The sequence below is a fragment of the Streptomyces sodiiphilus genome (assembly GCF_039529215.1).
Lineage (GTDB): Bacteria > Actinomycetota > Actinomycetes > Streptomycetales > Streptomycetaceae > Streptomyces > Streptomyces sodiiphilus.
The window spans coordinates 484,895-505,172 of the sequence record NZ_BAAAMJ010000010.1 but is presented as its reverse complement, the minus strand read 5'-3'; the positions used below and the strand labels follow the sequence as shown (position 1 = coordinate 505,172).

Here is a 20,278-nt window from a genome sequence, read left to right as displayed (position 1 = left end):
ACATGACTGCGAGCAGTACCCCGGGAAGCGCCGCCACGCCGCTGACCCGCGCCCTGGAGACCATCCGCACCCTGCGCTCCCAGCTGGCCGAGCGCAGCGGCACCCAGCCGCTGGCCGTGATCGGGACCGGCATGCGGCTGCCCGGCGGCATCCGCGGTCTCGACGCCTACTGGGAGGCCCTTGAGTCCGGCCGCGACCTGGTGCGCACCCGGCCGCAGTCCCGGATGGAACCGTTCGCCGAGGAGTGGGCCCGACTGCCGCACCGCGGCAGCTTCCTCGACGACGTGCTCGGCTTCGACGCCGCGTTCTTCGGCATCAGCCCCCGCGAGGCCCGCGCCATCGACCCCCAGCACCGGGTGCTGCTGGAGGTGGCCTGGGAAGCCCTGGAGAACGCGGCGCTGCCGCCGGACCGGCTCGGCGGCCTCGCCGTGGGCACCTACGTCGGCATCACCGGCCGCCACGACTACTGGGACTGGCTGGACGGCGAGATGAACGCCCACTGGACCACGGGCAACGGCCACAGCTTCGCCGCCGGCCGCATCGCCTACACCATGGGACTGACCGGCCCGGCGGTCGCCATCGACACCGCCTGCTCCTCCTCGCTGGTCGCCGTCCACCAGGCCGCCCAGGCGCTGCGCCGCGGCGACTGCGACGTGGCGCTGGCCGGCGGCGTCAACCTGGTGGTGTCGCCCGGATCCACCCGGGTCATCAGCCAGACCGGGGCGCTGGCCCCCGACGGGCTGTGCCGGACGTTCGACGCCCGGGCGGGCGGCTACGTCCGCGGGGAGGGCTGCGGCGTGCTGGTCCTCAAGCGGCTGGACCACGCCCGGCGCGACGGCGACCGGGTGCTTGCCGTCATCCAGGGCTCGGCGGTCAACCAGGACGGCCGCTCCTCGGGCTTCACCGCCCCCAACGTGCTGTCCCAGACCGCCCTGATCGAGGCCGCCCTCGCGGACGCCGGGCTCACCCCCGCCGACATCGGGATGGTGGAGGCGCACGGCACCGCCACCTCGCTGGGTGACCCGATCGAGATGGACGCCATCGTCGCCGCCCTCGGCCGGCGGAACGGCGGGGCGACCCTGCACGTGGGCTCGGTGAAGACGAACATCGGCCACCTGGAGGCCGCTTCGGGCGTGGCCGGGATCCTCAAGAGCATCGCCTGTCTGCGGCACCGCGCGGTGCCCCCGCTGGTGCACTTCTCCACCCTCAACCCGCGCATCGACCTGGACGGCACCGCGGTCACCGTCTCCGGCAGCGGGCAGCCCTGGGACACCGGTGTCAGCGGCCGGTACGCCGGCGTCAGCTCCTTCGGCATCGTCGGCACCAACGCCCACGTCATCGTCGGCCCCGCCGAGGACGCCCCGGCCCCGGCCGGGGCACCGGACGCGCCGGTGGCCGGGTTCGAGATCTCCGCCCGCACCCCGCAGGCGCTGCGCGAACTGGCCGGCGGTCTCGCCGCCCGTCTGTCGGAGCTGCCCGGGGCCGACTACCCGGCCTTCGCCTACACCGTGACGCACGGCCGCGCCCGGCACGCGGTGCGGGCGTCCGTCACGGCGGACGGCCCGGACGCCGCGGCGGCCGCGCTCACCGCGCTCGCCGCGGACCGCGAGGACCCCGCCGTCACCGTGACCGAGGGCGGCCCGGACCGCCCCGCCGGCACCGCCGGCGACCTGCCGCGACGGGTGATCGACCTGCCCGGCTACCCCTGGCAGCACCGGCGGTACGCACCCGAGCGGCCCGCCGCCTCCGACGGTGGCGGCACGCCCGCCGCCGTGGCAACCGGGGCCGCGCCCGTCCCCGCCGAGGCCGGCGCGGTGCCCCTGCACACCCTGGACTGGCAGCCCGCGCCGGTCCCCGGCCCGCTCCCCGGTGCCACGCTCGTGCTGGCCGGTGACGACCCGGAGCTGCTCGCCCTCCTCGTCCGTCAGGCCCGCGCCGAAGGGCTGACCGGCACCGTCCTGGGCCCGCTGCCCGACGGGGCCGGCGAGGGCTGGCGGCTCGCCCCGCTGCCCGAGGGGGACGACGGCTGGGCCGCCCACTGGGAGGCCCACCCGGAGACCGGGGTCCGGCTGGTGCTGGCGATGGCCGCCGCGCCGCTGCCCGACACCCTGGACGCCCCCTCCGACACCGGCGCCGACGGAGCCGCGCTGTGCGCCGCGGTGACCCGCGCGGTGCGCTCACTGCACCGGCACGTCCCGGCGGGCCGCGCCTTCGCCGCCACCCGCGGCGCCCGGCGGGTCACCGCGGAGGACACCGTGCGGCCCACCGGACACGGCCTGCTGCACGGCCTGGCCCCCGTCCTGGGCCTGGAGTTCGGCGAGTCCTGGGGCGGCGTCACGGACCTGCCCGCGGAGCCCGGCCCGGACGACGCCCGGACCCTGCTGGCGCTGGCCCGGCAGGACAGCGCGGAGGACCTCACGGCGGTGCGCGGCGGCGGGCTGCTGGCCGCCAGGCTGCGCCCGGCCCCCGCGGACTTCGTTCCCCAACTGCCCGTCACCGCCGACGCCACCTATCTGATCACCGGCGGGCTGGGCGGCATCGGCCGCGCCATGGCCGCCGACCTGGTGCGCCGCGGCGCCCGCCACCTGCTGCTGCTCGGCCGCACCCCCGAGGAGCGGCTGTCCGCCCCGGCCGCCGGTGCCCTCGCCGCGCTGCGCGCCGGCGGCACGCGGGTCCTCTACCGTGCCGCCGACTGCGACGACCCGGCGGCACTCGGGGAAGCCTGCCGGCTCCCGGCCGGCATGCCCGCGCTGCGCGGCGTCGTGCACGGCGCCGGAACCCTCCCCGAGGCCCGGCTGACGGAGGCCGGCGCGGACAGCTTCGCGGAGGGGCTGCGCGGCAAGTACACCGGAGCCTGGTGGCTGCACCTGCTGGCCCGCGACCTGGGCTGGCCGCTGGACTTCTTCGTCCAGACCTCCTCCGCCTCCGCGCTGTGGGGCAACGAGGGACGCGGCGCCTACGCGGCGGCCAACGGCGGCATCGACACGCTGGCCGAGTACCGGGGCACGCTCGGCCTGCCCTCGACCGCCCTGGCCTACGGCGCCTGGGAGCTGGACGGCATGGCGGACGAGGAGCAGCGCCGGAACCTGGCCCGGATGGGCATCACCGGGATGACCGCCGAGGCCGGCTGCGCCACCCTCACCGCACAGGCCCCCGGCCCCGGTGCCCACGTGCTGGCCGCCGCGATGGACTGGCCGCGGTTCACCGAGGTCATGTCCACCGTGCGGCAGCGCCCGCTCTTCGCGGACCTGGCCCCCGGCGCCGCGCCCGCCGCCGGCACCCGGGACGCGGACGGCGAGAACGCCGCGGCGGACACCGGCAGCACCGGCGAGGCCGTCCCGGCGGCCCGCGCCGAACTGCTGGCCCTGCCCGCCGGCATCGCCCGGACCGAGGCCGCCCTGGGCAGCGTCGGCCGCCTGGTGGCGGACAGCCTGGGCCACGCCGAGGCCTCCGACGTCCCGGTGGACACCGGCTTCTTCGACCTGGGCCTGGACTCCATCACGGCCGTGGACCTGTCGCGCGAACTGTCCCTCGCCTTCGGGCTCAGGCTCAAGGTCGGCGACGTCTTCAACCACCCGACGGTCTCCGCGCTGGCGGAATTCGTCGCCGCGCGGGTCGCCGACCCGGCCGCCGCGGCCCCGGCACCCCGCCCGGCACCTCCGGTACCCGCCCCCGGCACCGCCCAGGACCCCGGCGCGGTCCCGGCCCCCACCACCGCGCGTGACGCCGCGCCCGGCGGGACCGCGCACGCCGCCGAACCCGTCGCCATCGTCGGCATGGCCGGCCGCTTCCCCGGCGCGGCGGACACCGACGAGCTGTGGCAGGTCCTCAAGGAGGGCCGGGACACCGTCGGCCCGGTCCCGGCGGGCCGCTGGGACGTCGAGGCGCTGCACGACCCCGACCCGCTCAAGGCGGGCCGGATCACCACCGACCAGGGCGGCTTCCTGGACGACATCGACCGCTTCGACGCCGCGTTCTTCGGCATCACCGCCCGCGAGGCCGAGAGCCTGGACCCCCAGCAGCGGCTGCTGCTGGAATCCGCCTGGCACGCCCTGGAGGACGGCCGGATCGACCCCCGCAGTCTCAAGGGAACCCGCACCGGGGTGTTCGTCGGTGTCACCAACTCCGACTACGCCCGGCTGCTGGAGACGGGCGGACCGGAGGGCCTGGACGCCTACTTCGTCTCCGGGACCGCCCTGAACGCCGCCGCCGGACGCCTCGCCTACACCCTGGGACTCAACGGCCCGGCGATGGCGGTGGACACCGCCTGCTCCTCCTCGCTGACCGCCGTGCACCTGGCGGTCCAGTCGCTGCGCCGCGGCGAGACCGACCACGCGCTGGCCGGTGGCGTCAACCTGATCACCGCCCCGTCCTGCTCGGTCGCGGTCAGCCGCGCGCACATGCTGTCCCCCGACGGCCGCTGCAAGACCTTCTCCGCCGAGGCAGACGGCTTCGTCCGCGCCGAGGGCTGCGGCGTGCTGGTCCTCAAGCGGCTCAGTGACGCGCGGCGGGACGGCGACACCGTCCTCGCCCTCATCCACGGCAGCGCCGTCAACCAGGACGGCGCCTCCTCCGGACTCACCGTCCCCAGCGGCACCGCGCAGGAGGCCGTCATCTCGGCCGCGCTGGCCGACGCCGGGGTCGAGCCCGCCGCCGTCTCCTACCTGGAGGCGCACGGCACCGGCACCTCGCTCGGCGACCCGATCGAACTGGCCGCCGCCTGGGCGGTGCTGGGCAAGGACCGCAAGCCCGGGGACCCGCTGCACATCGGTTCGGTCAAGAGCAACATCGGCCACTGCGAGTCCGCCTCGGGCGTCGCCGGGATCTTCAAGACCGTGCTGGCGCTGCGGCACGGCCGTCTCCCGGCCGGCCTGCATTGCGACAACCTGAACCCGCATGTGCCGTGGGACGAGATGAACGTCCGGGTCGTGGACGCCCTCACCCCGTGGCGGGCCAAGGGCGGCCCGCGGCTGGCCGGGGTCTCCAGCTTCGGCTTCTCCGGCACCAACGCGCACCTCGTGCTCGGCGAGGCACCGGCCGAGGGCCCCCAGCCGCTGGTGACCGCCGGACCGCCGCACCTGCTGCCGCTGTCCGCGCCCGACCCGGAGGCGTTCACGCGCGTCGCGGCGGGCTGGCGCGAGCGCGTCGCGGCGGCGGACGACGACGAGCTGGCCGCGCTGGCCACCACCGCGGGCGCCGGGCGGGCCCACTTCCCGCTCCGCCGCGCCCTGCTCGCGGAGAGCCCGGCCGGACTGCGGGACGCCCTGGACCGGGTGACCCCCGCGGCCCCCGCCGGGCGGCAGCCGAGGATCGCGTTCCTGTTCTCCGGCGCGGGCAGCCAGTACTTCGGCATGGGGCGCGAACTGTACGAGACCGAACCGGTCTTCCGCGCCGCCATCGACGAATGCGGACAGGTGCTGGCCCCGCTGCTCGGCCTGGAACTGCGCGACCTGATGTTCTACGGCGCCGACGAGGACCTGGTCGATCAGATCCAGTACACCCAGCCGGCCACCGTCGCCATCGAACTGGCCCTGGTCGAACTGTGGAAGAGCTGGGGGGTGACCCCCTCGGTGGTCACCGGGCACAGCGTCGGCGAGATCGCGGCCGCCGTGGTCGCCGGGGTCATGGACCTGTCCACCGGGCTCACTCTCGTGGCGCACCGGGCCCGCCTCATGCACGGCACCGGCCGCGGCTCGATGCTCTCCCTGGCCGCCCCGGTCGAGCGCGTCACCGCCTGGCTGGAGGGGACCAGCTGCGACATCGCGGCCGTCAACGGCCCGGAGTCCGTCGTGGTCGCGGGCGTCCCCGAGGATGTCGCGGTGGTCGCGGATCGCGCCCGCGCCGAGGACGTCAAGGCCCGTGAACTGGCCATCTCCTCCGCCGCGCACTCCCGGCTGATCGACGCGATGGTCCCCGAACTCGGCAGGCTCGTCGCCCCCATGGCCTTCCAGCCGCCGCGGGTGCCGATCGTCTCCAACCTGACCGGCGAGGTGGCCGGACCCGGCGACTACGACGCCGGCTACTGGACCCGGCACGTGCGGCAGCCGGTCCGCTTCCACGACGGCGCGCAGACCCTGGTGCGCATGGGCGTGGACGTCCTGCTGGAGGTCGGCCCGGACCGGACACTCGTCAACATGACCGAGGCCGGCGGCTCGCTGCCGCCCGGCGGAGCGGTCTCCTCGCTGCAGCGCGGGAACGGCGAACGCGCCGGACTGCTCGCCGCCGCCGCGATGCTCTACGAACTCGGCCAGGACCTCGACTGGCGCCGGGTGCAGGCCGCCACCGGCGGCCGGCGCGCGCCCGCACCGGTCTACCCGTTCGCCGATACCCGCTACTGGACCACGGTCCGGCCCGCCCCCGCCCCCGCCCCTGTCCCGGCCGCCCTCCCGGCCCGCCGGCACTGGGGGACCGAGCTGCGCTCGCCGGCCCTGACCGGCCGGGTGTTCGCCTGCGAGCGCAGCGCGGACTTCCCGCGCCACCTCTCCGACCACCGGATCGAGGAGACCGTCCTCACCCCGGCCTCCTCCCACCTGGCGGCCGTGCTGTCCGCGCTCGCCGGCCGGGGCGCGCCGCTGGCCGTCGAGGACCTGGTCTGCCCGCGTCCGCTGGTCATCATGGACGGCGAGCACTACGACGTGCAGATCGTCGTGGACGAGGCCGCGGCCACGCCGTCCGTCAGTCTGCACAGCCTCACCGATCCGGCGGCCGGCGTCTGGGAGAAGCACCTGTCCGGCAGGCTCGCGGCCCCGGAGGCCGCCGCGCACCGCGCCGCGCCGGACACCGGCGCCTTCATCGCGAGCGCCGAACGCCGCATCGGACGGGAGGAGTTCTACGCCTACTTCCGTGAACTGGGCTACACCCTGGGCCCGTCCTTCCGCTGGATCGACGAGGTCTGGGTGCGCGGCGACGAGGCGCTGGTCCGCTACACCGAACCGGAACTGCCCGAGGACCCGGCCGACTACGAGCTGTACCCGGGCCTGATCGACTCGTGCTTCCAGACCATCGCCGCCTTCATGGTCGACGACGAGGTGCACCGGGCGGCCACCCTGGCCATCCCGTTCTCCGCCTCCGCGATCTCCTTCCCGGCCCGTCCGGTGCCGGGCGGCGAGCTGTGGAGCCACGTGCGGGCGCTGAAGAGCGAACCGCTGCCCAACGGGCGGATGCGCATCGAGACCGCCGACCTGCACATGTTCACCGGCGACGGGCGCAGCGTCATCGTCGCCGACGGCTTCCGGGTGCGCAGCGCCCGCCGGGCCGCCCTGCGGCAGAGCCTGCGCGGCGGCGAGCCGAACGCCTACGAGCCGGCCTGGATCGCCGAACCGGACCTGGACGCGCCCGGAGCGGCGGGCCGCACGGTGGTCGTGCTCGGCGCGGACACCGCCGCCGGCCGCCGTGCCGCCGAAGCGTTCGCGGCGGCCGGCCACACGGTCGCCGGGCACACCCTGCCCGCCCCCGCCGCCGCCGGTCTGATCGTCGACGCCCGGTTCTGCCCCGAGCCCGGGGAGCAGCCGGCCGGAGGTCCCGGTGCGGCCGGTGTCCTGCGGCAGTCCCTGGAACTGGCCGCCGCGCTGCGGGAGACGCCGCGCGGGGTGCCGTACGCGGTGCTCGGCGCGGGCGGGCCCGGCACGGCCCCGCTGCGCGAGGCGCTGTGGGGCATGCTCACCGCCCTGGAGGCCGAGGACGGTGAACGCCGGCTGCTGCGGATCACCCTCGACGAGGGCTGGGACGGCGCCCGGCTGGCCGGGACCCTGGCCCGGCTGCTCGACCTGGGTCTCCCCGAGACCCGGCTGGCCCTGGGCAGCGGAGGCACCCGCGTCGCCCGCCTCACCCCGGCGGCCGGCAGCACCGCACCGCCGAGGTGGACCGGAGGCGTGCTGGTCACCGGCGGCCTGGGCGCCCTGGGCCTGAGCACGGCCCGGATGCTCGCCCGGCAGGGCGCCGCCGCCATCACCCTGATGGGCCGCTCCGCGCCCGACGAGACGGCCCGCCGGGTGATCGGTGAACTCACCGAGGGCGGCGCCGACATCCGGGTCGTGACCGGTGACGTCACGGACCCGGAGGACTGCGCCGCCGCCGTGGCCCGCGCGGCGGCCGGAACGGGCGGCCTCAGCGGGGTGTTCCATCTCGCCGGGGTCACCGCCGACGGCGCCTTCGACCACCTCACCGAGGAGGACTTCGCACGGGTCTTCGCGGCCAAGGCCCGCGGTGCCCAGAACCTCGCGGTGGCCACCGAGGGGCTGGAGCTGGAGGCGTTCGTGCTGTTCTCGTCGGCCGCCGCCACCCTCGGCTCGGCAGGCCAGGTCAACTACGCCGCGGCCAACGGCTTCCTGGACGGGCTCGCGGAATCCCTGCGGGCCTCCGGGGTGCCGGCCACCAGTGTCGCCTGGGGGCCGTGGATCGCCGGGGACAAGGGCGGAATGGCGGACACCGAGGCCGTCGCCCGCGCAGCGGAGCGGGCCGGCATCGGGCAGCTCGCCGACGCCACGGCCGAGCCGCTGCTCACCCTGGCCGCCACCGCGCCCAGGCCCCGGCTGCTGGCCGTCCAGCTGGACGCGGCCCGCTACCGGGAGGCCGCCGGTGCCCACCCCCGGGCCGGGCTGGTCCGCGAACTGGCCGTGGACGGGAACGTCACCTACGGCGACGGGCCCGGCGCGGCGGACGGCGGCACGGCCGGCGAAGGGCTCGGGCCCGTCGCCGAGCGCCCGCGCGGCTGGCTGCGCGACCTGGTGGCGGAACTCGGCCCCGAGGAGCGCGAGGAGAAGGTGACCGCGACGCTGCGCGTCATGGTCGGCGAGGTGCTCGGCGAGCCCGGCGCCGCCACCGACGACGACCTCGGCTTCGAGGACACCGGCCTGGACTCGATCATGGTGCTGGACCTGAGCGACCTGCTCGGGAACGCGGTCGCCGCCGACCTGCCGGCCACCGTCGCCATCGACCATCCCACCGTCCGGGAGCTGGCGCGCTTCCTTCTCGACGACGCGCTCGCCGCCCCGCCGGCACCGGAGGACGGCGGCACCGGTGCCGGTCACCTGTCGGACGAGCAGCTCATGCAGGCAGTGCACAGCGACCTGACCGCGGAAGTGTGAGGCAGACATGGATCCCAAGGAGATGCGCCGGCTGATGGAACGTCAGCTGGAGATGTCGCAACGGCTCAAGGCCCGGGTGCGCGAACTGGAACAGGCGGTGAACCCGCCGCTGGCGGTGGTCGGTCTCGGCCTGCGGTTCCCCGGCGGCCTGACCACCCCCGCCGGATACTGGGACTTCCTGCTCCGCGGCGCCGACGGCACCCGCGGCATACCCCCGGAGCGCACCGGCCTGCGGTCGGCGTACTCCCCCGAGCCCGGCCTGCCCGGCCACTCCTACGTGGACCGGGGCGGGTTCCTCGACGAGGTGACCCACTTCGACCCCGGTTTCTTCGGCCTGTCGCAGCGCGAGGCCGAGGCCCTGGACCCCCAGCAGCGCCTGCTGCTGGAGACCTCCTGGGAGGCGATGGAACGCGCGGGCATCGCCGTGCGGCGCCAGGAACGCCTGGACGCCGGGGTGTTCACCGGCATCATGACCTCCGACTACACCGACCGGCTGCGCAGCGCCGACCGCGGTGCCATCGACCCCTACTACGGCACCGGCGGCGGTCACTCCATGGCCGCCGGCCGCGTCGCCTACGTCATGGGGCTGTCCGGCCCGGCGATCAGCGTGGACACCGCCTGCTCCTCCTCGCTGGTGGCCCTGCACCTGGGCGCCCAGAGCCTGCGCCGCGGCGAGTGCCGCTACGCGCTGGTAGGCGGCACCAACCTGATCTTCTCCCCCGACCTCATGGTCTCGCTGTGCCAGAGCGGCGCCCTGGCCCCCGACGGGCGCACCAAGGCGTTCCTGGACTCCGCCGACGGCTACGGCCGGGGCGAGGGCGCCGGCGTGCTGGTCCTGATGCGCCTGGCCGACGCCGAACGCGAGGGCCGCCCCGTGCTGGCCGTGGTGCGCGGCAGCGCCGTCAACCACGACGGCGCCTCCTCCGGGCTGACCGTGCCCAACGGGCCCGCCCAGCAGGAGGTGGTCCGGGCGGCGCTGCGGGACGCCGGCGTGGCACCCGAGGACGTCGGCTACGTCGAGACGCACGGCACCGGCACCTCGCTGGGCGACCCGGTGGAGGCCCGCGCTCTGGACGCGGTGCTGGGCACCGGCGCCCCCGGCCGCAAGGACCCGCTGGCGATCGGCAGCGTCAAATCGCGCATCGGCCACCTGGAGAGCGCCGCGGGCGTCGCGGCCCTCATCAAGGTGGTGCTGATGCTGCGGCACGGCCGGATACCCGCCGCCGCGAGCGACGCCGACGGTCCGCTCAACCACCTCATCCCCTGGGACCGCATGCGCCTGGACGTCCCGCGCGCCACCCGGGACTGGGACAGCGGCGCCGGGCGGCGGGTGGCCGGCGTCAGCGCGTTCGGGATGAGCGGGACCAACGCGCACGCCGTGCTGGAGGAGTACCGCCCCGCCGAGCCGCAGGCGGGGACGGGCACCACCGGGCCGCGCACCGAACTGCTCACCGTCTCGGCCCGGGACCCCGAGAGCCTGCGGGCGCTGGCCGAGGACGTCATGGCGCACCTGGCCGGCACCGCCCCCGGGCAACTGGCGTCCGTGTGCGCGACGCTGCGCGACGGACGCACCGCCTTCGAGCACCGCGTCGCCGTCACCGGCGACACCGCCGAGCAGCTGGCCGAACGGCTCGCCGCCGCGGCCCAGGCGTACGCGCCGCCGGCCGGCCGCCGCCCCGCACCGGTGACCGCGCTCAGCGTCCCGGGCACGGACGCGGAGCTGGACAAGGGCATCACCGCCCTGGTGACGGCCTGGCCCGCTCTCGGGGAGGAACCCGGCGACGCCGGGGTGCCCGCCCGGGACCCGGCCGGGCGGCTCCGCGCGCTGCTGCGCCGGCTCGGCATCCGGGCCGGTGAGCGTACGGCGTCCGGTTCCCCGTCCGCCGTCGCGGAGCTGGAATGGGACGGCCGGGCGCACCCGCTGCTCACCCAGGACCCCGAGGCCGCCCCCGGGCTGCTGCTGGAGGTCCTGGCCGCCCTGTTCCGGTCCGGCGCGGACCTGCGCCTGGACCGGCTGCGCCCGGCCGGCGCCGGGCGCCCCGACGACCTGCCGACCTACGCCTTCCACCGCAAGCGGTGCTGGATCGACGAACCGGCCCCGGCCGGGACCGCCCCGGCCGGTGCCGTGCCCGAGGCGCCCGTCGCGGACACGCCCGCCGCGGCGGGACCGGACCGGGAGGCCGTCACCGGCTTCCTCGCCGCCGAGCTGCGCCAGGTGCTGCACGCCGACGAGGACCTGGACACCTCCCGCACCTTCCTGGACGCCGGGGGCGACTCGTTCGCCGCGATGCAGCTCACCATCCGGATCGAGGAGGAGTACGAGACCGAGGTGCCGATGGAGGCGTTCGATGTCGAACTGCCCCTGGAGGAACTGTTCGACCGGCTGAGCGGGCACATCACGGGCGCCCTGGCGGGCGGTACGGAAGAGGACACCGCCGCATGAGCGCGAGCCCTTTCGTCCGCCCCAACCCCTGCGAGGACCCGGCGCTGCGCGTCGTCGGCTTCCACCACGCGGGCGGCTCGGCCGCCGTCTACTACCCGATGGGCCGGGAGTTCCCGCCCTCCTGGGAACTGGCCCTGCTCGATCTTCCCGGCCGCGGCAAGCGGTTCGCCCAGGAACCGCTGGAGGACATGGAGCAGGTCGTCGACCGCGCGGTGCGGGACCTGGAGCCGTTCCTGGACGGGTCCCCGCTGGCCCTGTTCGGCCACAGCTTCGGCGCCCTGGTCGCGCTGGAGACCGGCCGCGCCCTGCAGCGGATGGGCTTCACCCCGCAGTGGCTGGGTGTCTCCGGCCGGGTGCCGCCCAACTTCACCCGGATCACCCGGCTGTCCGAGCTGGACGACGAGGAACTGCTGCGCACCATGGTGGACATGGGCGGTACTCCCGGACGGATCACCGAAGTGCCGGAGTTCGTCGCCCGGTTCCTGCGGGTGGCCCGGGCGGATCTGCGGGCCGCGGAGTCCTACCGGCCCGACCCGGGCCGCCCCCCGATGTCCTGTCCGCTGACGGTCTTCGGCGGCACCGAGGACGCCTGGGCCCCGTTGCCGGCGATGGCCGGCTGGCAGAACGAGTCGCTGCACGCCTGCCGGCGACGGGTGCTGCCCGGCGGTCACTTCTATTTCCTCGGACCGGCGTTGAAGGGCTTCACCCGCGATCTGATCGCGGAGATCCGCACCGTCACCGCCGTGCCGCGCTGAGCCGCCGNCCCCCGGACCGCCTCGGCGGTCCGGGGGTGACGGAATGTCCGGATCCGGTTCCGGTTCGGTCTCGCGCGTGTGAGCCCGGCACCGAAGGGGAGGAAACAAGTGAGGCGGGCGAGTCGGATGGTCCGGGCGAGTCGCAAGAAATCCGATTACCTGCTGCCGGGGAGTTGCCCATCGGGCCTGCGGGTCACTCGTCGGGGCAGGAGAACGGCAGAGCCCTCCGGCACCGGCCGTTCCGCACAGAACTCGGGAGGACGACATGAGTGCGTGTCAGGCAGCTGAGGGAACCCAGGATGTCACCCTCACGTTCCCGCCGGATCCGGTCTGGGTGCGCAGCGCCCGCGAGGTGGTCCGCACGGTGCTGACCGCCAAGGTTCCCGCCAAGCGCGAACTGATCGACGTGGCGGCGCTGCTGACCTCGGAGGCGGTCACCAACGCGGTGCGCGCCTCGGAGGCGAGCAGCACCGCGGCGCCCATAGCCTTCTCGGCGGACTGGGGCCCGGACGGCACCATCCACATCGCCGTGCAGGACCACGCCCCCGGACTGCCGGAGGTGGTCACCGACTCCCCGGACTGGGGGCAGGAGAGCGGCCGCGGGATGTATCTCATCTCGTCGTACGCGCAGGAGTGGGGCGTCAGGCAGGACGCGCCCGGCAAGGGCAAGGCCGTCTGGTTCACCCTGTAGGCGCGGCCCGCACGCCGCCCCGCTCCTCCGTTCCCGCCCGGCGGGCCCGCCGGGCTCAGGTCCCCATCGGGTGCCAGACCGTCTTGGTCTCGGTGAAGGCCAGCAGCCGTCCCGTCCCCGGGTCGGCCGTCCAGTCCTCGGGGCCCGGGCGTCGTACCCGCTTGAGAGTGCCCGCCGCCGCCCGCTCCAGCCCCACGGCCGTCTCCGCGTCCGCGCCGGTCAGGTCGATCGCCTGCACATCCGCGTGCGCGGCCAGCGGCGCCGCCAGTTCCGCGGTCCGCCCCGACAGTACGTTCACCACCCCGCCGGGCACGTCCGAGGTCGCCAGCACCTCGGCCAGCGACAGCGCGGGCAGCGGACACCGCTCGGCGGCCACCACCACCGCCGTGTTGCCCGTCACGATCACCGGAGCCAGCACCGACACCAGCCCCAGCAGCGAGGAGTCCTGCGGCGCCAGCACCGCCACCACACCGGCCGGTTCGGGGACGGAGAGGTTGAAGAACGGACCCGCCACCGGGTTGGCCGAACCGGCGACCTGCGCCACCTTGTCCGACCAGCCCGCGTACCAGACCCAGCGGTCGATCGCCGCGTCCACCGCGGCCTGCGCCCGGGCCCTGCCCAGCCCTTCGGCGTCCGCCACCTCGGCGGCGAACTGCTCACGGCGGCCCTGCAGCAGTTCGGCCACCCGGTAGAGCACCTGGCCACGGTTGTAGGCCGTGGCCCCCGACCAGCCGCCGAAGGCCTTGCGGGCCGCCACCACCGCGTCCCGGGCGTCCTTGCGGGAGCCCAGCGGCGCGTTGGCCAGCCAGTTGCCCCTGGTGTCGGTCACCTCGTACACCCGCCCGCTCTCGGACCGGGGGAACTTCCCCCCGACGAACAGCTTGTAGGTCTTGAACACACTCAGTCGTGCCGGCTGCTTCATGACGCGCGCCCGTCCTCTTCCTCGCCGTGCCGCTCGCCCGGCCTGTCGTCCGGCCCGGCGAGATAGGCCTCCAGACCGTGCCGGCCGCCCTCGCGGCCGTAGCCCGACTCCTTGTAGCCGCCGAACGGCGAGGCCGGGTCGAACCTGTTGAACGTGTTGGCCCACACCACACCCGCCCGCAGCCGGGAAGCGGCCCACAGGATGCGCGAACCCTTCTCCGTCCAGATGCCCGCCGACAGGCCGTAGGGGGAGTTGTTCGCCTTGGCGACGGCCTCCTCCGGGGTGCGGAACGTCAGCACCGACAGCACCGGCCCGAAGATCTCCTCCCGGGCGATCCGGTGCGCCTGCGTCACCCCGGTGAACAGGGTGGGAGCGAACCAGTAGCCGGAGGACGGCAGTTCGCACTCCGGGGCCCACCGCTCGGCGCCCTCGGCCTCGCCTGCCTCGGCCAGCGCGCGGATACGGGCCAGCTGCTCGGCGGAGTTGATCGCGCCGACATCGGTGTTCTTGTCCAGCGGATCGCCCACCCGCAGCGTGCTCATCCGCCGCTTGAGCGCGTCCAGCAGCTCCTCCTGCACCGACTCCTGCACCAGCAGCCGGGAGCCGGCGCAGCACACGTGCCCCTGGTTGAAGAAGATGCCGTTGACGATGCCCTCGACGGCCTGGTCCAGGGGGGCGTCGTCGAAGACGATGTTCGCCGCCTTGCCGCCCAGTTCCAGGGTGAGCCGCTTGCCGGTGCCCGCGACCGTCCGGGCGATCTCCCGGCCCACCTCCGTGGAGCCGGTGAACGCCACCTTGTCGATGCCCGGGTGGGCGACCAGTTCGGCGCCGGTGCGGCCGTCGCCGGTGACGATGTTGACCACGCCCGGCGGCAGTTGCGCCTGCCGGCAGATGTCGGCGAAGAACAGCGCGGACAGCGGCGTCGTCTCGGCGGGCTTGAGTACCACGGTGTTGCCCGCGGCCAGCGCCGGCGCCACCTTCCAGGCCAGCATCAGCAGCGGGAAGTTCCAGGGGATGACCTGGCCGGCCACGCCCACCGGACGCGGGTCGGGGCCGAAGCCGGCGTGGCGCAGCTTGTCGGCCCAGCCGGCGTAGTAGAAGAAGTGGGCGGCGACCTGCGGCAGATCGGTGTCCCGGGACTCACGGATGGGCTTGCCGTTGTCCATCGTCTCCAGGACCGCCAGCTCGCGGGAGCGCTCCTGCACCAGCCGGGCGATCCGGAACAGGTACTTGGCGCGCTCCGTGCCGGGCAGGGCGGACCACGGGCCGAACGCCGCGCGGGCGGCCCGGACCGCAGCGTCCACGTCCTCCGCGCCGGCCCGCGCGACATCGGCGAGGACCTCCTCGGAGGCCGGCGACACGGTCGGGAAGGCCGTGCCGTCCGACGCCTCGCGGAACTCGCCGTCGATGAACAGCCCGTAGGACGGGGCGATGTCCACCCGCGCGGACTCGGGGGCGGGTGCGTACTCGAATGTCATGGGTCCTCAGTCCACCGTCACGTAGTCGGGACCGGAATAGTGCCCGGAGCCGAGCTTCTGGCGCTGCATCAGCAGGTCGTTGAGCAGGCTGGAGGCGCCGAACCTGAACAGGTCCGGGGTCAGCCATTCCTCCCCGAGGGTCTCCTTCACCGCCACCAGATAGCCGATGGCGTCCTTGGTGGTGCGGATGCCGCCGGCCGGCTTGACTCCGGTCGGGCGCCCGGTGACCGCGCGGAAGTCCCGCACCGCCTGCAGCATCAGCAGCGTGTTCGGCAGGGTGGCGTTGACCGCGACCTTGCCGGTGGAGGTCTTGATGAAGTCCGCTCCCGCCAGCATCGCCAGCCAGGAGGCGCGGCGGATGTTGTCGTAGGTGGCCAGCTCGCCGTTCTCGAAGATGACCTTCAGGTGCGCGTCCTCGCCGCCGGGCCGGGCGCACGCCTCGCGCACCGCCCGGATCTCCTCGAAGACCCGCAGATAGCGGCCCGCCAGGAAGGCTCCCCGGTCGATGACCATGTCGATCTCGTCGGCGCCGGCCGCGACGGCCTCCCGGGTGTCGGCCAGCTTCACCGGCAGCGGTGCCCGGCCCGCGGGGAAGGCGGTGGCCACCGAAGCGACGGCCACGTCCGATCCGGCCAGCGCCCGCCGGGCGGTGTCCACCATGTCCGGGTAGACGCAGATCGCCGCGACCGGAGGGACGTCCCGGTCGGTGAGGTCGGGGCGCACCCCCTTGGCGCACAGCGACCGGACCTTGCCCGGGGTGTCGGCGCCCTCCAGGGTGGTCAGGTCGATCATCGAGATGGCCAGGTCGATGGCACGGGCCTTGGCGGTGGTCTTCACCGAACGGGTCTTCAGCACGGCGGCGCGGGCTTCGAGCCCCACCGCGTCGACGCCGGGCAGGCCGTGCAGGAAGCGGCGCAGCGCGGCGTCGGAGGCGGTCACGTCCGCGAGCTGGTCCGCCGGCTCGGGAGCAGAGGGTGGAGTGGTCACCCGACGAGCATATCTACGCGCGTAGTGACATGTCACCCCGGGGGCCCCGGCGGAGCCGGGCACGGGAGGGCCGCACTGCGGGCACGTCCGGCAGAATCGTCCCCATGACCAGTGAACCGCAGCCCCAGTACGCCGACCGCCGATACCGATCCGGTTCCGCTCTCGCGGCCGGGGTGCTGCTGCTCGGGCTGATGGCCTGGATGGGCGGCGACGCGATACTGCGCGGCGAGGGCCGCATGCCCCTGACCGCGGCCGCGGCGCTGCTCTTCCTGGTGCCGCTCGTCGTCGCCTTCACGCTGCGCCCGGTCGTCCTGGCCGGCGACCGGCGGATCCGGGTCCGCAACCCCTTCCGTACCATCAGCGCCCCCTGGGGATCGGTGGAGACCGTCCGCGCCGGCTACTCCTGCGAACTGCTGGCGGACGGCAGCAAGTACCAGCTCTGGTCGATCCCGGTCTCGCTGCGCGCCCGCGGCAAGGCCAACCGGCACAACCAGCGGCTGGCCGCCGGCCAGCAGCCGCGCACCGGGCCGTTCGGCCTGGGCGGGGTCACCGAGCAGAGCACCCAGGAGCAGACCGCGCCCTCCGACATCGCGGTCGCCGAGCTGCGCGAGCTGGCCGAGCGGCATCACGGCAGCGAGGACGCCCAGGGGCCGGTCACGGTCCGCTGGGCCTGGGAGATCCTCGCACCGCTCGGCGCGGGCGCCGTGGCCCTGCTCCTGGTGTGGCTCACGTCCTGACCCCGCCCGGCGGGGCGGTACGGCCGCCTCAGATCCCCGCGGCGGCCGCCACATCGGCGCGCAGCCGGGCCAGAACCGTGTCCGCGGTCGCCCGGGCCGCGGCCACGGCGGCCGCGCGCTCCCGGGAGCCCTCCACCGGTACCACCACCTCCAGGTAGCACTTGAGCTTCGGCTCGGTGCCGCTGGGCCGGACCACCACGCGGGCCGAGGCCACCGGCCCGCTCCCGGCCAGGGCGCAGCGCAGCCCTTCGGTGGGCGGCAGCCCGCCGGCACCGGCGGCCAGATCCTCGATCCGGGTCACCGGCAGCCCGGCGAGCTCGCGCGGCGGTGCCTGGCGCAGCCGGTGCATCGCGTCGGAGATCAGCGACAGGTCCTTCACCCGCACCGACAGCTGGGCGGTGGCGTGCAGGCCGTGCTCGGCCGCCAGCTCGTCCAGCAGGCCGGTGAGCGTGCGCCCCTCCCGCCGCAGCACCGCGGCCAGCTCGGCGATCAGCAGCGCGGCGGTGATGCCGTCCTTGTCCCGCACCCCGCCGGGGTCCACGCAGTAGCCCAGCGCCTCCTCGTAGGCGTAACGCAGCCCGGGCACCCGGGCCAGCCACTTGAAGCCGGTCAGCGTCTCGGTGTACGGCAGTCCGCCGGCGGCGGCGATCCTCCCCACCAGGGAGGAGGAGACGATGGTGGTGGCGAAGGCCCCGCGGGCCTTCCTGGCCACCAGACGGGCGGCCAGCAGCGCCCCCACCTCGTCGCCGTGCAGCATCCGCCAGCCCTCGGGGGTCTCCGGGGCGGGCACCGCCACCGCGCAGCGGTCGGCGTCCGGGTCGTTGGCGATCACCAGGTCGGGGCCGGTCTCCCGGGCGGTGGCGAAGGCCAGGTCCATGGCCCCGGGCTCCTCCGGGTTGGGGAAGGCCACGGTGGGGAAGTCCGGATCGGGCCGGGCCTGCTCCGCGACGAGGACGGGGGAGGGGAAGCCGGCCCGTTCGAAGGCGGCGGTCAGCACCGGCCCGCCCACCCCGTGCAGCGGCGTGTACACCACCCGGGTGGTGCGCGGCGAGCCCTCGGCGAGGACGCCGACGGCCCGGGCCAGGTAGGCGTCCAGGACATCGTCCCCGGCCGTCTCCCAGCCCTGTGCCGGGCGCGGGATGCCGGCGACCGGTCCGGCGGCGGCGATCTCGGCGGCGATCTCCGTGTCGGCGGGCGCCGCGATCTGCGAGCCGTCCTGGAGATAGACCTTGTAGCCGTTGTCGCGCGGCGGGTTGTGGCTGGCGGTGACCATGACGCCGGCGACCGCGCCCAGGTGCCGGATCGCGAAGGCCAGCACGGGGGTGGGCAGCGGGCGCGGCAGCAGCACGGCCCGCAGGCCCGCTCCGGTCATCACGGCGGCGGTGTCGCGGGCGAAGTCGGCGCTGCGGTGCCGGGCGTCGTAGCCGATCACCACGGTGCCCGGGGCCTGTCCGGGCGCTGCACCGCGCCGCAGGTGGGCGGCGAGTCCGGCGGCGGCGCGGATCACCACGGCGCGGTTCATCCGCGCCGGCCCGGCGCCGAGCTCCCCGCGCAGCCCCGCGGTGCCGAAGCGCAGGGGGCCGGAGAACCGCTCGGCCAGGGCGGCGGTGTCCCCCGCCTCCAGCAGCGCGGTCAGTTCCGCGCGGGTCTGCGGGTCGGGGTCGTCGGCCAGCCACTGGCGGGCCTGCGCGGTCACATCCACGGCGTCGTGCACGGCTTGGTCCTGCCTCCTGCTTGCGGAACCGACGGGGGAGAGGGGAGAAGGGGTGGCGGTACGGCTGCTCAGATCCGGTCCAGGACGCGGGCGAGCAGCGATCCCATCCGGGCCGCCGAGTCGCGGCCGGCCTGGAGCACCTCGGCGTGGTTGAGGGGTTCTCCGGTGATGCCCGCGGCGAGGTTGGTGACCAGGGAGATGCCCAGCACCTCCGCGCCGGCCTCGCGGGCGGCGATGGCCTCCAGCACCGTCGACATGCCCACCAGGTCCCCGCCGATCGCCCGGATCATGCCGATCTCGGCCGGTGTCTCGTAGTGCGGCCCGGGGAGCTGCACGTAGACGCCCTCCTCCAGGGTCGGGTCGATCGAGGTGCACAGGGCACGCAGACGCGGCGAGTACAGGTCGGTGAGGTCCACGAAGTTCGCGCCCACGACGGGGGAGACCGCGGTGAGGTTGATGTGGTCGCTGATCAGCACGGGCCGGCCCGGGCGCATGCCCTCGCGCAGACCGCCGCAGCCGTTGGTGAGCACGATCGTCCCGCAGCCGGCCGCCGCGGCGGTGCGCACCCCGTGCACCACGGCGGCCACTCCGCGGCCCTCGTAGTAGTGGGTGCGGCCCAGGAAGACCAGGACCCGCCGGTCGCCCACCCGGTAGGAGCGGACGGTGCCGGCGTGCCCGGCGACGGTGGGCGGGGGGAAGCCCGGCAGCTCGGTGACGGACAGCTCGTGATCCGGCGTGCCCAGCGCCTCGGCCGCCGGCACCCAGCCGGAACCCATGACCAGGGCGACGTCGTGACCGGGGACTCCGGTCAGCTCCCGCAGCCGGGCGGCCGCGGACCCGGCCATGTCCGCAATCTCTGAATCGTTCACAGCTCCGGAGCCTAACCCGATTATGCCTACGCGCGTAGACGGGGGGACGGACGAGCTCGGCCGGCCCGGCCCGTGCGGTGGCGGCGAGGGGGCTCAGCAGGGTCGCTTGCGCAGTTCCGTCACGTAGTCGTCGGGTGCGCCCGCGGACTCCGCCGCCTCGGCGATCTCCCCCAGGTAGCGGGCCGAGGGCAGGCCGCCCTCGTAGCCGTTGAGCACGTAGGCCCAGGCGGGCCGGTCGCCGTCCAGGGTGTGCACCCGCAGTCGCATCCGCCGGTAGATGTCCAGACCGACGCCCTCCCAGCGGTCCATCGCGTCCTCGTCCATCGGGGCGATGTCGTAGAGGGCGACGAAGACCTGGGAGCGCGGCGCCTCGACCAGGGTGGCCAGCGCGCCTTCCCAGCCCATGTGCTCCCCGCCGAAGGTCAGCCGCCAGCCGTTGATCCACCCGGTGCCCCGCAGCGGGGAGTGCGGTGCGCGGCGGGACATCAGCCGGGCGTCGAGGTTACCGGCGTAGGCGGCATAGAGCGACATGGATCCGAGGGTACGGGAGTGAGGCGCGTGCCAGGTGGTAGCCGGGGGCCGCCGGGAGATCGAAC

The 20,278-nt window shown here is 75.2% G+C and carries 11 protein-coding genes; 5 read left to right on the top strand and 6 right to left on the bottom strand.

Annotated elements, in window-relative coordinates; all coding sequences use genetic code 11:
- The first annotated feature begins 2 nt into the window (after nucleotides 1-2).
- The 4 genes from ABD299_RS07430 (at nucleotide 3) to ABD299_RS07415 (ending at nucleotide 12,975) form a co-directional block, all read left to right on the top strand.
- A complete protein-coding gene (locus ABD299_RS07430; RefSeq protein WP_344259718.1) occupies nucleotides 3-9,086 on the top strand; it encodes an SDR family NAD(P)-dependent oxidoreductase in 9,084 nt (3,027 codons plus the stop codon).
- Between the two features lie 7 nt (nucleotides 9,087-9,093).
- Complete coding sequence (locus ABD299_RS07425; protein WP_344259717.1) at nucleotides 9,094-11,529, top strand: beta-ketoacyl synthase N-terminal-like domain-containing protein; 2,436 nt, start codon at nucleotides 9,094-9,096, stop codon at nucleotides 11,527-11,529.
- Nucleotides 11,526-12,284, top strand: coding sequence for a thioesterase II family protein (locus ABD299_RS07420; protein WP_344259716.1), 759 nt, complete (start codon nucleotides 11,526-11,528; stop codon nucleotides 12,282-12,284). The genes ABD299_RS07425 and ABD299_RS07420 overlap by 4 nt, the downstream gene beginning before the upstream one ends.
- Nucleotides 12,285-12,549: 265 nt before the next feature.
- On the top strand, nucleotides 12,550-12,975 hold the full coding sequence (locus ABD299_RS07415; protein ID WP_344259715.1) for an ATP-binding protein: 426 nt from the start codon (nucleotides 12,550-12,552) through the stop codon (nucleotides 12,973-12,975).
- A 55-nt stretch (nucleotides 12,976-13,030) separates the two neighbouring features.
- Here ABD299_RS07415 and ABD299_RS07410 read toward each other — a convergent pair whose 3' ends face one another.
- The 3 genes from ABD299_RS07410 to deoC are packed head-to-tail and all read right to left on the bottom strand — an operon-like array spanning nucleotide 13,031 to nucleotide 16,362.
- Nucleotides 13,031-13,897 (bottom strand): aldehyde dehydrogenase family protein, encoded by an 867-nt coding sequence (locus tag ABD299_RS07410; RefSeq protein ID WP_344259714.1) that lies wholly within the window; start codon nucleotides 13,895-13,897, stop codon nucleotides 13,031-13,033.
- Entirely contained in the window at nucleotides 13,894-15,375 is a 1,482-nt protein-coding gene (locus ABD299_RS07405; protein ID WP_344259713.1) for an aldehyde dehydrogenase family protein, read from the bottom strand. The genes ABD299_RS07410 and ABD299_RS07405 overlap by 4 nt, the downstream gene beginning before the upstream one ends.
- Before the next feature lie 6 nt (nucleotides 15,376-15,381).
- The gene (gene deoC, locus ABD299_RS07400) at nucleotides 15,382-16,362 is read right to left on the bottom strand and encodes a deoxyribose-phosphate aldolase (RefSeq protein WP_344259712.1); all 981 of its coding nucleotides are present in this window, start codon (nucleotides 16,360-16,362) and stop codon (nucleotides 15,382-15,384) included.
- A gap of 104 nt (nucleotides 16,363-16,466) precedes the next feature.
- On the opposite strand from deoC, the gene ABD299_RS07395 reads away from it, so the two are divergent.
- On the top strand, nucleotides 16,467-17,099 hold the full coding sequence (locus tag ABD299_RS07395; RefSeq protein WP_344259711.1) for a PH domain-containing protein: 633 nt from the start codon (nucleotides 16,467-16,469) through the stop codon (nucleotides 17,097-17,099).
- A 28-nt stretch (nucleotides 17,100-17,127) separates the two neighbouring features.
- Here the strand turns inward: ABD299_RS07395 and ABD299_RS07390 are convergent, their stop codons facing one another.
- The 3 genes from ABD299_RS07390 to ABD299_RS07380 form a co-directional block, all read right to left on the bottom strand.
- The gene (locus tag ABD299_RS07390; RefSeq protein WP_344259710.1) at nucleotides 17,128-18,813 is read right to left on the bottom strand and encodes a phospho-sugar mutase; all 1,686 of its coding nucleotides are present in this window, start codon (nucleotides 18,811-18,813) and stop codon (nucleotides 17,128-17,130) included.
- A gap of 68 nt (nucleotides 18,814-18,881) precedes the next feature.
- Nucleotides 18,882-19,658 carry a purine-nucleoside phosphorylase gene (locus ABD299_RS07385; protein ID WP_344259819.1) on the bottom strand — a complete coding sequence of 259 codons (777 nt, stop codon included), beginning with the start codon at nucleotides 19,656-19,658 and terminating at the stop codon, nucleotides 18,882-18,884.
- 117 nt (nucleotides 19,659-19,775) lie between these two features.
- Nucleotides 19,776-20,213 carry a gamma-glutamylcyclotransferase family protein gene (locus ABD299_RS07380; protein ID WP_344259709.1) on the bottom strand — a complete coding sequence of 146 codons (438 nt, stop codon included), beginning with the start codon at nucleotides 20,211-20,213 and terminating at the stop codon, nucleotides 19,776-19,778.
- Between the last annotated feature and the right edge of the window lie 65 nt (nucleotides 20,214-20,278).

Excerpts from the sequence above, each read along its gene's own strand:
- ABD299_RS07430 (WP_344259718.1), top strand. The coding sequence starts at position 3 with ATGACTGCGAGCAGTACCCCGGGAAGCGCCGCCACGCCGCTGACCCGC.
- ABD299_RS07425 (WP_344259717.1), top strand. The coding sequence starts at position 9,094 with ATGGATCCCAAGGAGATGCGCCGGCTGATGGAACGTCAGCTGGAGATG.
- ABD299_RS07420 (WP_344259716.1), top strand. The coding sequence starts at position 11,526 with ATGAGCGCGAGCCCTTTCGTCCGCCCCAACCCCTGCGAGGACCCGGCG.
- ABD299_RS07415 (WP_344259715.1), top strand. The coding sequence starts at position 12,550 with ATGAGTGCGTGTCAGGCAGCTGAGGGAACCCAGGATGTCACCCTCACG.
- ABD299_RS07410 (WP_344259714.1), bottom strand. The coding sequence starts at position 13,897 with ATGAAGCAGCCGGCACGACTGAGTGTGTTCAAGACCTACAAGCTGTTC.
- ABD299_RS07405 (WP_344259713.1), bottom strand. The coding sequence starts at position 15,375 with ATGACATTCGAGTACGCACCCGCCCCCGAGTCCGCGCGGGTGGACATC.
- ABD299_RS07395 (WP_344259711.1), top strand. The coding sequence starts at position 16,467 with ATGACCAGTGAACCGCAGCCCCAGTACGCCGACCGCCGATACCGATCC.
- ABD299_RS07385 (WP_344259819.1), bottom strand. The coding sequence starts at position 19,658 with ATGGCCGGGTCCGCGGCCGCCCGGCTGCGGGAGCTGACCGGAGTCCCC.
- ABD299_RS07380 (WP_344259709.1), bottom strand. The coding sequence starts at position 20,213 with ATGTCGCTCTATGCCGCCTACGCCGGTAACCTCGACGCCCGGCTGATG.